A 14,599-nucleotide genomic window follows, 5' to 3' on the forward strand; every position below is an offset into this window, starting at 1 on the left:
ATCATAGCTGCGCGCCAGACCGTAGCGGGCTCAGGCGGAGGCGAAGGTGACGACCGAGTCGATCCGTCGTCCGGGCAGCTTGGCCCGGCCCTGGAGCCCTGCCAGCTCCAGGAGCATGCACAGTCCGACGACCTGGGCGCCGGCCTCCTCCAGGAGGCTGATCGAGGCCGCTGCCGTCCCTCCGGTGGCCAGGACGTCGTCGATCACCAGCACGCGCTGGCCGGGCACCACCGTCTCGGCGCGCAGCTCCATCCGGGCCGTGCCGTACTCCAGCTCGTAGTCGATCCCGAGGACCGGGCCGGGCAGCTTCCCGCCCTTGCGCACGACGATGAGCGGCAGGCCCAGGTGTGCCGCCAGGGGCGCGGCGAGGATGAAGCCCCGGGACTCCAGTCCGGCGACGGCGTCGACGTGGCCGCGGTAGTGCGTGGCCAGGCCGTCGACGAAGCGGGCGAAGGCCTCACCGTTGGCCAGCAACGGCGTGATGTCCCGGAACAGGACACCAGGCTCCGGGAAGTCCGGGACCTCGCGCAGGTTGTCCAGCACCAGCCGGGACAGCTCGGCGGGCAGCGCCGGCATCTGCGCACCGGGCTGGGAGTGGGAGGTCGTCATGAGCGCTTCTTCTTCCTCTTGGGCTGAGCGGCGGCGCCCAGGTGGCGCCCTGGAGTCAGAGGAGCAGCCGTCGGCTGGGAGGCCAGTGCCGCCAGCGCCTCGGCGTCGTCCCCTGCCTGGGCGACGAGCTCGCCCCGGGCCTGGGCCACGCGTGCGGCCTGCTCGCGCACCTCCTTCTCCCGGCTGCGCAGGTCCACCAGGAGCGGGGTAGCCAGGAAGACCGAGGAGAGGGCTCCTGCGATCATGCCGATGAACAGCGTCAGCGCGATGTCCCGCAGCGTGCCGGCGCCCAGGATGAAGGCACCGACCACGAGCAGCGAGGCCACCGGCAGGACACCGACGACGGAGGTGTTGATGGAACGGATAAAGGTCTGGTTGACCGCCAGGTTGGCCAGCTCGGCGTAGGTCGAGCGGGTCTGGGTGACGTAGTCCTTGGTGTTCTCGCGGATCTTGTCGAAGACCACGACCGTGTCGTAGAGGGAGTACCCCAGGATCGTCAGCACGCCGATGATGGTGGACGGCGTGACCTCGAAGCCCGAGGCCGCGTAGACACCGACGGTGATGATGATGTCGTGGACGAGGGCCAGCAGGGCGGCCACGGCCATCTTCCAGGTGCGGAAGTAGGCCCAGATGAGCGCACCGACCAGGACGAAGAAGATGACCAGGCCGCGCAGGGCCTTGTCCGTGACGTCTGAGGACCAGGTCGGGCCGATCGTCGTCGCCGAGACCGCGCTGGCGTCCACGCCGTAGGCCTTGGCCAGCGCCGCGGACAGGGAGTCGGACCGCTCCTTGCTCAGCTCGGTGGTCTGTACGCGCACCGACGACGAGCCCATCGTGGTCACGGAGGAGGAGGCGGACATCCCCTCTGATCCCAGGACGTCGTTGGCAGGTCCCTCGGAGGGCGAGGACACACCGGTGACGGTGACCTCCGTACCTCCCTTGAAGTCGATACCCGGGTTGAGGCCTGGCTTGACCACGAGCACGGCCGAGATCGCGATAGCGACCAGCGCCACGACGTACCAGGTCCTGCGGCGCGCGACGAAGGGGATCGACGTCCGGCCGGAGTAGAGGTCGTTACCTAGCTGAGCGAGATTCTTCACTTGTCCTCACCCTCCTTGCCGCTCGTGGTCGCACGGTCGACGGCGTCGACCTTCTGAGAGGAGGCAGGAGCCTCGTCCTGGGCAGGGTCCTCGGGCTCCGCCTTGGCCCGGGCCTCGGCCTTGCGCCGGGCCAGGGAGGCCGTCGCGGCCTCGACGACGGCCTGGCGGCCCTTGCCGTAGGCGGCGCGAGAGCGTGCCCCCAGGTGCTCTGGGTCCAGACCCGACCACCGGTGGCCCTCGCCGAAGAAGCGGAAGCGCAGGATCCACACCATCATCGGGTGGGTGAAGAGGACGATGATCGCCAGGTCGACCACGGTCGTCACGCCCAGCGTGAAGGCGAAGCCCTGGACCCCGCCCACAGCGAGGAAGTACAGGACGACGGCGGCCACCAGGTTGACGGCGTCGGAGACGATGATGGTCTGGCGGGCGTGGGTCCACCCCTCGTCCACCGCGGCCGAGAGCGTACGGCCGTGGCGGACCTCGTCGCGGATACGCTCGAAGTAGATGATGAAGGAGTCCATCGTGATACCGATGGAGATGATGAGGCCGGCCACACCTGCCAGCGACAGGCGGTAGCCCATCGTCCAGCTCAGCAGCGCGATCACGAGGTAGGTGACACCGGCGGCCGCCACGAGCGAGGTCACTGCCACCACAGCCAGGCCTCGGTACTGCCAGGCCAGGTAGATGATGATGAGCAGGAAGCCGATCAGGCCCGCGACCAGGCCGTTGCGCAGCTGCTCGATACCAAGGGTGGCGGAGATCTGCTGCTCGGACTGGACGGTGAAGGTCAGCGGCAAGGACCCGAAGGACAGCTGGTTGGCCAGGGTGTTGGCCTGGGCCTGGGTGAAGCGTCCGGAGATCTGGACCCGGCCGTCCGTGATCGGGGTGGTCACGTCCGGGCTGAAGCCGGAGGCCATGAGCGTCAGACCGTCCAGGACGATAGCGAACTGGGCCTTGTGGGAGTCTGTCGATCCCGTGGTCTGGTTCTTGTTCGACGACGAGGCAGCCGCGGCGTCACGGTAGGCCAGCAGGCGCTTGGAGACAGCGGCGAACTCGTCGGTCCCCTTCTTGTCGAACTCGAGGGAGACGACCCACTTGTTCGTCGTCGTGCCCTGGCTCGTGGTCTCCAGGCCCGAGCTCGCGCGCGAGATGTCAGTACCGGCGATGTCAGCCGGGCCCAGGAGGTAGGTGGCTCCCGAGCCGTCCTTGGCGCAGGAGATGACAGCCTTGCTCGGGTCCTGGCTCACTCCCGTGAGGTTGTCCGCGGCCGTGCAGTCAGTCATGTAGGCGTCGTAGATCATCTGCTCGGTGATCCACTCGTCGGAGGAGTGGTCGTCTGAGGTCGCCGGCAGCGGGTCCGCCGAGATCGTGCCGTCCCTGTTGACGTCCGCGTAGGTCTGGGCGACCTGCTCAGCGGTGACGGTCGGCACCGCGGTGGCCTGCGCCGTGGGCTGCTCCTCCTGTGCCGGCTCGCTCGCCTGCGCGCTGGCTGCGGCGTCCGTTGCCGCGTCACTGGTCTGCGGAGAGGCCGAGGCGCTGGCAGCGGCCTGGGCGAGGTACTGGTTCTGGGCCTGGGCGATCGCCGTGGCCGACCCCTGGATGACGCGGATGACGGGACGGAAGTAGAGCACGGCCGAGGTACGCACCAGCTCCAGGGTCTCCTGGCTGGGCCGACCCGGCAGCGCCACGACGATGTTCTGACCTCCCTGGCGGGAGATCTGGGCCTCAGCCACACCGGAGGCGTCCACGCGCTGGCGGATGATCTCGATGGCCTGCTGGACGTCCTCGTCCGTGATCGACGAGCCGTCAGTCGTCGTCGGCGTCAGGATGATCTGGGTGCCGCCCTCCAGGTCGAGCGCCAGGCCCGGTGTCATCGACGTGCGGTGGGTGGCGGCGCCGACGGCCAGCGCGGCGTAGCCGATGGCGATGACGACGAGCAGCACAAGGAGCCTTCGGCCCGGGTGCTTGATCTGCTTGCTGGACACGCGGTCTCTTCCTCGCGGTGATGGGAGTCAGCGGACGCCGTCAGGCCGTCCGCGTCTGGGTAGGGACGGGTGGCTGTGTCAGGCCTGAGCCAGGTACCCTCAGCCCTGAGGGTCGCCAGACCGGTCCTGGACAGTCTCGTCCTTCGAGCTCAGGGGCTCGAGGTCCTGCTGCGCGCCCTCGTCCTCCGCTACGTCGTCCAGAGCCTCCAGCTCCTCGTCCTGGGAGGCGAAGGGCGGCTCCTCGGCGCCGAGCACAGAGGTCTTGGCCCACAGCGACTCGTCTCCCAGCGGCGTGGCGAGGGTGACGACGTCGCCGTCGACCTCCACGACCTTGCCGTAGAAGCCGGCGCGGGTGCGCACCCAGGTACCAGGGACCATGGCCTCCTCGATACGAGCGTTCTGCTGGGCCGTCATCTTCTCCTGCTGCTTGCGCGCGAAGCGCGACATGAGCCAGAAGGCAAGGACCATGACGATGAGCATCCAGAGCATCCAGGCTCCTCCGTTCGACGGTGCACCGTCCCCAGGCAGGGGACAACCCCGCCGAGTCTAGGCCACTTCCGGGGCTCTGCGACCACGTCAGCACTACCTGGGGGTGTGAGCCCTACCGCCTGCGCAGGGCTCACACGAGCGTCAGGCCGCCTGCCGGCGGCTCCAGACCCAGGTGCTCGTAGGCAGCCGTCGTGGCGCTGCGACCGCGTGGGGTGCGGACCACCAGTCCCTCACGCACCAGGTAGGGCTCCGCAACCGTCTCCACGGTCTCCGGCTCCTCCCCCACGCTCACGGCCAGCGTCGTCAGGCCAACGGGCCCTCCGCCGAAACGCGTGCACAGAGCCTCCAGAACCGCCCGGTCCAGACGGTCCAGCCCCAGCGCGTCGACCTCGAAGACCTCGAGCGCCGCACGCGCAGCCGTCAGGTCGAGGCGGCCAGGGGTCCCGTGCACCTCGGCCCAGTCCTGGACACGGCGCAGCAGCCGGTTGGCGATACGTGGCGTCCCGCGGGAACGACGCGCCAGCTCCGCTCCGGCCTGCGCGTCCAGCTCCACGCCTAGCAGCCCCGCTGAGCGCGCCAGGATCCGCGACAGCTCTACCGGGCCGTAGTACTCCAGGTGACCGGTGAAACCGAAGCGGTCGCGCAGCGGTGCCGGGAGCAGGCCCGCACGGGTCGTGGCTCCGACGACGGTAAAGGGCGGTAGCGACAGCGGGATGGAGGTCGCACCGGGCCCCTTGCCCACGACGACGTCGACCCGGTAGTCCTCCATCGCCAGGTACAGCATCTCCTCAGCCGTGCGGGCCAGGCGGTGGATCTCGTCGATGAAGAGGACGTCGCCCTCCTCCAGGGAGGACAGGATCGCCGCCAGGTCCCCGGCGTGCTGGATCGCGGGTCCGCTGGTCAGCCGCAGCGAGCCGTCCACCTCAGCCGCGATGATCATGGCGAGCGTCGTCTTCCCCAGCCCCGGAGGACCTGAGAGCAGGACGTGGTCCGGAGTGGTCCCCCGAGACAGGGCGGCACGCAGCACCACCGAGAGCTGGCCGCGTACGACCTCCTGCCCGACGAAGTCCTCCAGCCGCTTGGGACGCAGCGCTGCCTCCGCCGCCCGCTCGGACTCGTCGGCTCCGCCACCCACGAAGCGTCCAGGAACCTGCTCAGCCACGGTGGCCGCCTCCCAGCCAGCGCAACGACGCCCGTAGCAGCTCGGGCACGGCCAGGCTCTCAGCCTCGCCCTCGGCAGCCGAGGTCACCGCGCTGACGGCCTGGCGGGCGGTAGCCTCGTTCCACCCCAGCTGGACCAGGGCCGCCACGACGTCGGGATCAGCGTCCTGCCCCTCCGGCGCCACCGCCTGCGCCCCCGACGCCGCCGGCTCCTCCCCCGTCACCGGCCCCAGCTTGTCCCCCACGTCGATGATGACGCGCTGAGCACCCTTGGGCCCCAGACCCGGCACCCGCTTGAGGGCTGCCACGTCCTGGCTCGCGATCGCGCGCCGCAGGGCGTCGGGGGTGTGGACGGCCAGGATCGCCAGCGCCAGCTTCGCGCCCACACCCTTGGCACCCAGGAGGACCCGGAAGCACAGGCGCTCGTCAGCGTCAGCGAAGCCGAAGAGCGTCAGGGAGTCCTCGCGCACGACGAGCTCTGTGTGAACCGTGCCCTCCTCACCGACGCGCAGCCCGGCCAGCGTCGTGGGCGTGGCCTGGAAGGCCATGCCCACGCCCCCGACCTCGATCACGGCACCGGTCAGCGAGATCTCCAGGACGGTGCCACGCAGTGAGGCGATCATGCAGGCTTCTCCTTCAGGAGGTCGAACATCTGTACAGACACTACCAGGTCAGGCGGTGCCGCGTCGCCCTCAGCGCCGAGCACGGCGAGGATCGACGGCACCCGTACGCCGGGCTGCGGCCTGGGCCTGCGCCCACTGGCGCTGGGCAGGGGTGCGGGCGCTGGCACGCACCGAGCCTCCGGCGGAGACCATCTCGGTCCCGCCGTCGATCCCCGTGCCTCCGCCGCGCCAGCCGTGGCAGATCGCCTGGGCCAGGGCGTCGGCGGCGTCGGCCGGCTGAGGCGGAGCATCCAGCCCGAGGATGCGCTGGACCATCGCTGTCACCTGCGCCTTGCCTGCGGTCCCGGAGCCGGTGACAGCCGCCTTGGCCTCGCTGGGGGTGTGCTGAGCCACCTCCAGGCCGGCCCGGGCCCCAGCCACCATGACCACGCCCATCACCTGCGCCACCGAGATGACCGAGCGCAGGTTGTCCTGGGCGAAGACGCGCTCCACCGACACGCTCGTCGGCCCCAGCCGAGCGATCCAGTCGTCCAGGGCGTCAGCGATCGCCGCCAGCCTCAGCTCCGGGCTCATCGACGGGGGCGTGCGCACGACGCCGACCTCCACCAACCGAGCCCGCCGCCTGGCGTCGATATCGACACAGCCCAGGCCGCATCGCGTGAGCCCGGGATCAACCCCGAGCACCCGCTGGAGCGCGACCTGGGCGGTGCGTGAGCGAGGAGAACGAGCCTGCTGACCCTTCAGCGTGGCAGCCAGCTCAGTCCTCGTCCTCGTCGAGCTGGGCGGCGACCTCAGCAGAGACATCGACGGAGGTGAAGACGTTCTGGACGTCGTCCAGGTCCTCCAGGGCGTCGATGAGCCGCATGACCTTGCGGGCGCCGTCGAGGTCGACCTCGACCTTGGTCCCGGCGACGAACTGGGACTCGGCGGAGTCATACTCCATCCCTGCCTCGGTCACGGCGTTACGCACCGCGATGAGGTCCGTCGGCTCGCAGATCACCTCGAAGGACTCCGCCCCCTCGACGACCTCCTCGGCGCCGGCGTCCAGGACAGCCATGAGGATCGAGTCCTCGTCGATGCCGTCGGCCTTGGCGATCTCGACCACGCCCTTGCGCGTGAAGTTGTAGGCCACCGAGCCCGGGTCGGCCAGGTTGCCGCCGGTGCGGGTGAAGGCCACCCGCACGTCGGAGGCGGCACGGTTGCGGTTGTCTGTCAGGCACTCGACCAGGAAGGCCACACCCGCAGGACCGTAGCCCTCGTACATGATGGTCTGCCAGTCCGCTCCGCCGGCCTCCTCACCACTGCCGCGCTTGACAGCACGGGTGATGTTGTCAGCAGGCACGGAGTTCTTCCTCGCCTTCTGGATGGCGTCGTAGAGGGTCGGGTTGCCTGCGGGGTCACCGCCACCGGTACGCGCAGCGACCTCGATGTTCTTGATCAGGCGCGCGAAGAGCTTGCCGCGCTTGGCGTCGATAGCGGCCTTCTTGTGCTTGGTGGTCGCCCACTTGGAGTGTCCCGACATATGTGCTCCTTGGGTAGGTCAGCATCCGAGGATGCGACGCGGCTGCGACGCGGGGCTCCTAGGAGCGGCGCGTCACCATCTCGACAAAGACGTCGTGGACCCGGTGATCGCTTCCGACCTCAGGATGGAAGGAGGTCGCGAGCAAGGGTCCTTGACGAACCGCGACGATCCTACCGCCTGAACCTGCCTCCTCCGCGCCCGCGCGCCCTGACCGGGTTGTGGCAAGGACCTCGACGCAGGCACCGACGTGCTCCACCCACGGCGCCCGGATGAACACCCCGCGCAACGGCCGGTCGGCAGGAGCACCGAGCGCAGGTGCGACGAGCTCCTCCTCGTAGGAGTCCACCTGCCGCCCGAAGGCGTTGCGCCGCACCGTCATGTCGATGCCCCCGATCAGGGGCTGTCCTGAGGCCGCCCCCGCCACGCGATCAGCCAGCAGGATCATGCCCGCGCAGGACCCGTAGACGGGCAGCCCGTCACGCACCACGGCGCGCAACGGCGCCAGCATGTCGAAGGCGGCGAGGAGCCTGCCCACTGTGGTGGACTCTCCCCCAGGCAGGACCAGGCCGTCCACACGCACCCCCTCAGGCCCGACCAGGTCGGCTGCCGCACGCACGGCCACCGCCCTGGCACCGGCTGCCTCCAGCGCCAGTACGTGCTCGCGCACGTCTCCCTGCAGGGCCAGTACACCGACCGTAGGCCGGGAGTCTGAGGCCGAGGCGGCTGGGAACAGAGCACGCGGCGTGTGCCGGCCCAGGACCGAGGTACCGACGCGCCGCGCAGGCTCGCCCGCTGTCACGGCGGGTGTCACCAACCGCGCTCAGCCAGGCGGTGAGGCGCCGCAACGTCCTCGACGTTGATACCGACCATCGCCTCGCCCAGGCCCCGGGAGACCTCAGCGACCACCGAGGGGTCGTCGAACTGGGCCGTGGCGCGCACGATCGCCGCCGCCCGCTTGGCGGGGTCACCCGACTTGAAGATGCCCGAGCCCACGAACACGCCCTCGGCGCCCATCTGCATCATCATGGCCGCGTCCGCCGGGGTGGCGATGCCGCCTGCGGTGAACAGGACCACCGGCAGGCTGCCCGTCCGCGCGACCTCGGCCACGAGCTCGTAGGGGGCACCCAGCTCCTTGGCCGCCACGTAGAGCTCGTCCTCAGGCAGGGACGTCAGGCGCCGGATCTCGTCGCGGATCGTGCGCATGTGGGTCACGGCGTTGGACACGTCCCCCGTGCCGGCCTCACCCTTGGAGCGGATCATGGCGGCGCCCTCGGTGATCCGGCGCAGCGCCTCTCCCAGATTGGTCGCGCCGCACACGAAGGGCACGGTGAAGGCCTGCTTGTCGATGTGGTGGGAGTAGTCAGCCGGGGTCAGCACCTCCGACTCGTCGATATAGTCCACGCCAAGGGACTGCAGGACCTGGGCCTCCACGAAGTGCCCGATCCGCGCCTTGGCCATGACCGGGATCGAGACGGCGTCGATGATGCCCGTGACGAGGTCCGGGTCCGACATCCGGGCCACTCCGCCCTGGGCACGAATGTCTGCCGGCACGCGCTCCAGGGCCATGACGGCCACGGCCCCGCAGTCCTCGGCGATGCGAGCCTGCTCGGGGGTGACGACGTCCATGATGACGCCGCCCTTGAGCATGTCAGCCATGCCGCGCTTGATCGTCAGGGTGCCGGTGGTCGGGCTCGTCGTGGTCATGGAGGTCCTCAGGGACGGGCCACAGGCACAGCCTGCGGCAGCTGGTGGTCGGGTGGGTCACATGCTACCGCCGGCCTGAGACCCGCCTGCCTCAGTCCCACTCCTTGATCGACCAGGCGACCCCGTTCCAGCCCGTGACAAGCTCACGAGCCAGGTCCGGCAGCTGTGGCGGGTAGACGACCATGCCCCGGCCGACTGCCGCGTCGAGCTCCTCCAACGGCCACCACCGCACGGAGTCCAGGACCTCGCGCTCGAGCTCGGTCCAGCCGCTACGGTCCATCTCGCCGTCCGCACCCGCGGTGGCCTCAGCCTGCTCGGCGTCCAGCACGGCGAGGAAGAGCTCCTCGTCCTGGCGGACGGTCACCAGGTTGAAGTCGAAGCGGCTGTCGCGGTACACCACGGGACCGGTCAGGGCGCCCTCGTCCAGGACGATGCCGGTCTCCTCCGCCAGCTCGCGCGCGGCGGCCTGGCGGCTGGTCTCGCCCTCCAGGACCCCGCCACCAGGCGTGAAGGACCACCAGTGGTCGGCGTCAGTGCGATCGTGCCCCGTGACCAGGAGGATCGCAGGACTGGGGACCGTCCGCAACGCGATGACCCGGGCGCCGCGACGTCGGGGCAGCCCGTCCTCGTCCAGGTGCCACTCCCCCGCAGGGTCGATCAGCTCACGCCAGTTGTCAGGGACCAGCTGCGGGTCCCGCCCGTCCGGGGTCAGCTCGGCTCGGCTCATCCTTGTCCCAGCACCTCCTTGGAACGGCGTACCACGTCCAGCAGCTCACGTTCCTGCTGGCCGTAGTCCGCCTCGACGTATCCGTCCAGCGCCTGCTGGCGCAGGGCCGCCAGGCTGGCCGAGGCACCCAGGAGGTCCTTCATCGCCGCGTGCGTGCGCGTACCGCGCCGCCGTGCCCACCGCAGCGCCGCGGCCCGGCCGGCCGAGGTGGTCATCATGACGACCTCGGACTGCTCGTACCAACCGGCGCGGGCATAGTCTGCCAGGCGGTTGCGCATCGTCATGCGCTCGCTCCACCGCAGCCACACCACCAGACCGATGCAGGCCAGGAAGAAGGGGACCTCGACCAGCAGGTACAGGGAGGGCGCCGCGGCGAGCACCCCGTTCCAGAAGGCGTGGAGGAGGACGGCACCCACCAGCCCGCACGGCGTCATCCACACCCAGGCGACCGACGAGCGCATCCGTGAGGCCAGCCCGATCGCCAGGCCGGTGCAGGAGGTGAAGGTGACGTGGGCGAAGGGCGAGGCCACCGCCCGCATGAGGAAGGTGGTCGCCAGGTGGTCGCGGTACTGCACGAAGTAGAGGATGTTCTCCGCGAAGGCGAAGCCCGCCGCTACCACCGCGGCGTAGACGATCCCGTCGACGGGACCGTTGAAGGAGCGCCGCCACACCAGGAAGATGATGAGGACACCAGCGCCCTTGGTGACCTCCTCGATCACCGGGGCCGAGACCACTGAGGCCACGAGGTCGCCGCTGGTGGCCGTCACCGAGGAGGCGAGGAGCGCCGTCGTCGTGTTGACGGCCAGCGAGACCGCGGTCGCGACGCCGGCTCCCCACAGGAAGGCCGTCAGGAGGATGGAGAAGGGCTCAGGCTCCCACCGGTCGATCCAGCGCACGACGACCAGCACGATCCCCAGCGGGACCAGTGCCAGCAGCGCCGGCCAGACCATCGCGGTGACCTCACCGGCCTGGGAGTAGACCACGGCGAGGACGACCATGAGCCCGACCCCACCCACTGCGGCGACGAGGTAGGCCACCACGTCTCGGGCACGGCGGCGTCGCAGCGCCTGCGGACCGGCCCACGAGCCCGACTGTGACCGGAGCGGGGCCTGGCTCACAGGGCCTCCTCGGGGGTGGCAGCGGACGTGACCGGCTCCTGGCCAGGCACCGGCGTGACGTCGTCATCCATGTCCAGGGCGGCAGGCACGGGGGCGTGCCCGGCCAGGTGGGCGGCCCTGACCAGCCACCGGCTGCGCAGCTGACGCGCCTGCGCCACGTGGGTGTTGTGGAAGCGGCGGGCGATCACCAGGCGGTAGGAGCTGCGGTCCAGGCGCTCCAGCGCCTCCCGGCCGGCCTGGGAGCCGGCCAGCTGCTCACGCACCGGCTGTGAGACGACGGTGCGCAGCACGCGGGACAGGTCCGACTCCGCCGCCGCGCGGCTGCGGCTGCGAGCCGGGTCGTCCAGGGCGAGGCCGGAGACGGTCTCCGGGTCGAGCCCGTCGTCCACCAGGGGCCCCTCGGCCTCCAGCGCCTCGTGCGCCGCGCGGGAGACCAGCAGCGCCGAGGCCGGGTCCAGCAGCCCCAGCGAGGCGATCTCGGCAGCCGCCTGGGCACGGTGGACCAGCTGCGCCTCAAGCGTGGCTCGTGAGCCGAGCACCTGGCGGTGGAGGCGGTCCACCCGCAGGGCGCGGGCGTAGAGGACCCACGCCACCACGACGACGACCAGGGCGGCGACCGCCAGCAGGCTGCCGGCCTGGTACCAGTGCTCGTGGCCCTGTGCGGACACGACTGCCAGGCTCATCTCTCCCCCGCCTCCAACGCGTCACGGATGCGCCCGACGACGGTGCGCGTGTCCTGAGCCGCCTGCACACGCGTGTGGGCGGTGGACAGGACCATGTCGTACACGTCCAGGACGGCGTCAGTCACCGTCGACCAGTCGTAGCGTCCGACCACCGCGTCAGCCGCCTGCCGCCGCGCCTGAGCCGCCTCGGCACCGGTGAGGGTCTCGATGATGACGCGTGCCAGGTCCTGGCTGTCCTCGTTGCGGAACAGGGCACCGTAGCGACCGGCTCCCAGGACGTCGGAGAAGGCCGTGAGGTCTGAGGCGATGACGCTGGTCCCCGCCGCCATCGCCTCGACCAGGACGATCCCGAAGGACTCGCCTCCTGTCTGAGGAGCGACGTAGCAGGTCGACGAGGCCAGCATGGCCGCCTTGTCCTCGTCACTGACGCCTCCCAGGAAGACGACGTGGTCGCCCCAGCCAGCCAACTGCTCACGGACCTCGTCGGCCTCGCCTCGCCCGGCGATGAGGAAGCGGGCTCCCGGCACCGCCTCCAGGACCGCCGGAACGGCCTCGGCCAGCACGGGCAGCCCCTTGCGCGGCTCGTCCAGGCGCCCCAGGAAGCTGATCGTCGGCTCCTTGTCCGTGCCGGCGAAACGAGGGTCGTCGTGCGGGGCGGAGGCGAAGGGCGCCACGTTGACCCCGTTGGGGATGACGACGGCGTCCCCGCCGTGGAAGTGGACCAGCGTGCGCCGTGCCTCCTCCGAGACCGCGATACGAGCGGTGATGCGCTCCAGCAGCGGGGAGATCACCGGCGAGACGAGCTCGCGGGCGATCGAGCGGTCCATCGCGGCGTGGAAGGTCGCCACGACCGGTGCCTGGGCCGCCTGCAGGACGAGAAGGCCGACGCTGGGGGTGATGGGCTCGTGGATGTGGACCAGGTCGAAGTCGCCTGTCTCCAGCCAGCGTCGGGCACGACGTGCCACCAGCGCGCCGAAGTTGAGCCTGGCCACTGAGCCGTTGTACGGGATCGCGACGGCGTCCCCGGCGCTGGTGACCCAGTCGGGCAGCTCCAGCTCGCTCGAGGCCGGAGCCAGGACCTGGACCTCGTGCCCGCGGCGGATGAGCTCACCGGCCAGGTCCATCACGTGCACCTGGACGCCGCCGTGGGCGTCCATGGAGTAGGGGCAGACCAGTCCGATCCTCATGCGTCCTCCCCCGTGGGCAGGTTGTCAGGGCCCTCAGCCCCGCCAGCGGCCTCGCGGGCGCGCGAGCGGGCCAGGCGAGCCTGGTCCAGGTCCTCGTCGAAGACCGCCTGGAGCATGTGCCAGTCCACCGCGTGGGCCCGCAGCCCCGGTTCCAGGGCAGCGACCCAGCTGCGTGTCCAGCGGGCCACGAGCTCACGGCCCTCAGCGCCCTCTGGCCGAGGCACCTTGGACAGGGTGAGGACGACGCCCCACGGCCCGCCTGCCTGACGACGACGCTCCCCGGTCAGACGCTCGTAGGAGACGGTCGCCACGTACAGGGGGAGGTCGAGCCTCTCGGCCACGGCAGCCGGACCGGCGGCCACGTGCGCCTTCCGGCCCGCCAGCGGGACCTCGACGCCGGAGGAGGACAGGTCACGGTCAGCCAGCAGCGCGATGAGGTAGTGCCCCTCCCCAGCGGCCTCAAGCAGCTGGTCGAAGACCTTCTGGCCGCGTGCCTGGCCGATCACCCGCATACCCAGGCTCTGGCGGAAGCTGACGAACTGGTCGAAGAGGTCCTCCGGCTCCAGCCTCTCAGCCACGGTCAGCACCGGTACCAGCACCCGGCTGGCCCAGGCGCCGACCAGGTCCCAGTTGCCCATGTGGGCCAGGGCCACCACGATGCTTCCCGCCTCCAGGTCCTGCCGGGCCCGCGGGTCGAGGACGGCGCGCACCCTCGCGTCCACCTGCGTCGCGCTCAGGCCGCTGAGGGCGAAGGCCTCGTAGAAGTACCGCATGTAGGACCGCATCCCCGCCCGGGTGGCCGCCTCCAGCTCACGCCCGCAGGTCCCGGGCTCAAGCAGGCGGGCGAGGTTGCGCCGCAGCTGCGGCACTCCGCCGGTGCGGCTGCTGCCGGCGAAGCCGGACACACGCTGGAGCGCCCACGCCGCGTCCGCTCCCAGGTGGGAGACACCGTAGCCGATGCTGGCGGGCAGGCGCGGCGCCCACCGCCATGCCAGGCGGTACAGGTCCTGCGTCCCCATGCTCACTGCTCCTGCTCCCCCGCGGCCGGGCCCTGGCCGTCCCCGTGCGTCGCCAGCTGACGACGCACGGTGAGCACGCGCTGGACCACCGTGACGAACGAGGCCACCGCGACCACGGTCAGGGCCACGGTCAGCACCCACTGCGGAGCCCCTGCTCCCACCACGAAGGTGGCTGCCAGGGCCACGAGCAGCCGGTCGGTCCTCTCGGCGATGCCGATCGAGGCCGTCGCTCCCACCGACTCCGCCCTCGCCCGGGCGTAGGGCACGGTCGCGGCGAGCACGACGCAGGCCAGGGCGGCCGTGAGCGTGAGGGTGCGCGCCGTGCCGTCAGCCATGTGCAGACCTGCCCACGCCGCCAGAGAGGCGAAGACGGCCCCGTCGGCCAGCCGGTCCATCGTCGAGTCCAGGAACGCTCCGAACTCTGAGGAGCGTCCGGTAGCCCGGGCCAGGATCCCGTCGAAGGAGTCCGCGACCAGCACCAGCCCCAGCAGCACTGGCCCCAGGACGAAGTGCCCCTGGGGCAGAGTGGCCACCGCCACGGCGACCGAGGCCACGGTCCCGGTGACAGTGAGCATGTTGGGGGTGATCCCCACCTTTGCCATCGCCAGGGCGGGGGTGGTGAACAGGGCCTTGGTCAGGCCTCGTCCGTGCTGTCCGAGCATGTCTTCCTCG

General features: G+C 70.7%; 16 protein-coding genes. All 16 read right to left on the reverse strand.

Annotation, left to right across the window (positions count from 1 at the left end; translation table 11 throughout):
• Window positions 1-30: 30 nt before the first annotated feature.
• Complete coding sequence (locus HRL51_RS06310; protein ID WP_172120110.1) at window positions 31-609, reverse strand: adenine phosphoribosyltransferase; 579 nt, start codon at window positions 607-609, stop codon at window positions 31-33.
• Window positions 606-1,709, reverse strand: a complete 1,104-nt coding sequence (gene secF, locus HRL51_RS06315; RefSeq protein WP_172120111.1) for a protein translocase subunit SecF — start codon at window positions 1,707-1,709, stop codon at window positions 606-608. The genes HRL51_RS06310 and secF overlap by 4 nt, the downstream gene beginning before the upstream one ends.
• A complete protein-coding gene (gene secD, locus HRL51_RS06320) occupies window positions 1,706-3,694 on the reverse strand; it encodes a protein translocase subunit SecD (protein ID WP_172192668.1) in 1,989 nt (662 codons plus the stop codon). Before secD ends, secF begins: the two co-directional genes overlap by 4 nt.
• 99 nt (window positions 3,695-3,793) lie before the next feature.
• Window positions 3,794-4,183 (reverse strand): preprotein translocase subunit YajC, encoded by a 390-nt coding sequence (locus HRL51_RS06325; RefSeq protein ID WP_172192670.1) that lies wholly within the window; start codon window positions 4,181-4,183, stop codon window positions 3,794-3,796.
• A gap of 130 nt (window positions 4,184-4,313) precedes the next feature.
• Window positions 4,314-5,345, reverse strand: a complete 1,032-nt coding sequence (gene ruvB / locus HRL51_RS06330) for a Holliday junction branch migration DNA helicase RuvB (RefSeq protein WP_172192672.1) — start codon at window positions 5,343-5,345, stop codon at window positions 4,314-4,316.
• Window positions 5,338-5,967: a Holliday junction branch migration protein RuvA gene (gene ruvA / locus HRL51_RS06335; RefSeq protein WP_172120115.1), complete on the reverse strand. Its 630-nt coding sequence runs from the start codon at window positions 5,965-5,967 to the stop codon at window positions 5,338-5,340. Before ruvA ends, ruvB begins: the two co-directional genes overlap by 8 nt.
• Before the next feature lie 69 nt (window positions 5,968-6,036).
• Window positions 6,037-6,651, reverse strand: coding sequence for a crossover junction endodeoxyribonuclease RuvC (locus tag HRL51_RS06340; RefSeq protein WP_244960281.1), 615 nt, complete (start codon window positions 6,649-6,651; stop codon window positions 6,037-6,039).
• 73 nt (window positions 6,652-6,724) lie between these two features.
• Window positions 6,725-7,489, reverse strand: a complete 765-nt coding sequence (locus tag HRL51_RS06345; protein ID WP_172120117.1) for a YebC/PmpR family DNA-binding transcriptional regulator — start codon at window positions 7,487-7,489, stop codon at window positions 6,725-6,727.
• Between the two features lie 58 nt (window positions 7,490-7,547).
• Window positions 7,548-8,246: a pyridoxal 5'-phosphate synthase glutaminase subunit PdxT gene (gene pdxT / locus HRL51_RS06350; RefSeq protein WP_425321752.1), complete on the reverse strand. Its 699-nt coding sequence runs from the start codon at window positions 8,244-8,246 to the stop codon at window positions 7,548-7,550.
• A gap of 50 nt (window positions 8,247-8,296) precedes the next feature.
• Entirely contained in the window at window positions 8,297-9,193 is an 897-nt protein-coding gene (gene pdxS, locus HRL51_RS06355) for a pyridoxal 5'-phosphate synthase lyase subunit PdxS (RefSeq protein ID WP_172120118.1), read from the reverse strand.
• Window positions 9,194-9,284: 91 nt separating this feature from the next.
• Window positions 9,285-9,920 carry an NUDIX hydrolase gene (locus HRL51_RS06360; RefSeq protein ID WP_172192674.1) on the reverse strand — a complete coding sequence of 212 codons (636 nt, stop codon included), beginning with the start codon at window positions 9,918-9,920 and terminating at the stop codon, window positions 9,285-9,287.
• Entirely contained in the window at window positions 9,917-11,038 is a 1,122-nt protein-coding gene (locus HRL51_RS06365) for a PrsW family intramembrane metalloprotease (protein ID WP_244960117.1), read from the reverse strand. The genes HRL51_RS06360 and HRL51_RS06365 overlap by 4 nt, the downstream gene beginning before the upstream one ends.
• Window positions 11,035-11,721, reverse strand: a complete 687-nt coding sequence (locus HRL51_RS06370; protein WP_172192676.1) for a hypothetical protein — start codon at window positions 11,719-11,721, stop codon at window positions 11,035-11,037. The genes HRL51_RS06365 and HRL51_RS06370 overlap by 4 nt, the downstream gene beginning before the upstream one ends.
• On the reverse strand, window positions 11,718-12,908 hold the full coding sequence (locus HRL51_RS06375) for a glycosyltransferase family 4 protein (protein WP_172192678.1): 1,191 nt from the start codon (window positions 12,906-12,908) through the stop codon (window positions 11,718-11,720). The genes HRL51_RS06370 and HRL51_RS06375 overlap by 4 nt, the downstream gene beginning before the upstream one ends.
• On the reverse strand, window positions 12,905-13,927 hold the full coding sequence (locus HRL51_RS06380) for a phosphatidylinositol mannoside acyltransferase (RefSeq protein ID WP_172192680.1): 1,023 nt from the start codon (window positions 13,925-13,927) through the stop codon (window positions 12,905-12,907). The genes HRL51_RS06375 and HRL51_RS06380 overlap by 4 nt, the downstream gene beginning before the upstream one ends.
• Before the next feature lie 2 nt (window positions 13,928-13,929).
• A complete protein-coding gene (gene pgsA, locus HRL51_RS06385; protein WP_172192682.1) occupies window positions 13,930-14,589 on the reverse strand; it encodes a phosphatidylinositol phosphate synthase in 660 nt (219 codons plus the stop codon).
• Window positions 14,590-14,599: the final 10 nt, after the last annotated feature.

The organism is Actinomyces faecalis (genome assembly GCF_013184985.2).
GTDB lineage: Bacteria > Actinomycetota > Actinomycetes > Actinomycetales > Actinomycetaceae > Actinomyces > Actinomyces faecalis.

Bases quoted from the DNA above. Each gene is read 5' to 3' on its own strand.
- HRL51_RS06310 (WP_172120110.1), bottom strand. From the start codon at position 609: ATGACGACCTCCCACTCCCAGCCCGGTGCGCAGATGCCGGCGCTGCCC.
- HRL51_RS06325 (WP_172192670.1), bottom strand. From the start codon at position 4,183: ATGCTCTGGATGCTCATCGTCATGGTCCTTGCCTTCTGGCTCATGTCG.
- ruvA (WP_172120115.1), bottom strand. From the start codon at position 5,967: ATGATCGCCTCACTGCGTGGCACCGTCCTGGAGATCTCGCTGACCGGT.
- HRL51_RS06345 (WP_172120117.1), bottom strand. From the start codon at position 7,489: ATGTCGGGACACTCCAAGTGGGCGACCACCAAGCACAAGAAGGCCGCT.
- pdxS (WP_172120118.1), bottom strand. From the start codon at position 9,193: ATGACCACGACGAGCCCGACCACCGGCACCCTGACGATCAAGCGCGGC.
- HRL51_RS06360 (WP_172192674.1), bottom strand. From the start codon at position 9,920: ATGAGCCGAGCCGAGCTGACCCCGGACGGGCGGGACCCGCAGCTGGTC.
- HRL51_RS06370 (WP_172192676.1), bottom strand. From the start codon at position 11,721: ATGAGCCTGGCAGTCGTGTCCGCACAGGGCCACGAGCACTGGTACCAG.
- HRL51_RS06375 (WP_172192678.1), bottom strand. From the start codon at position 12,908: ATGAGGATCGGACTGGTCTGCCCCTACTCCATGGACGCCCACGGCGGC.
- HRL51_RS06380 (WP_172192680.1), bottom strand. From the start codon at position 13,927: ATGGGGACGCAGGACCTGTACCGCCTGGCATGGCGGTGGGCGCCGCGC.
- pgsA (WP_172192682.1), bottom strand. From the start codon at position 14,589: ATGCTCGGACAGCACGGACGAGGCCTGACCAAGGCCCTGTTCACCACC.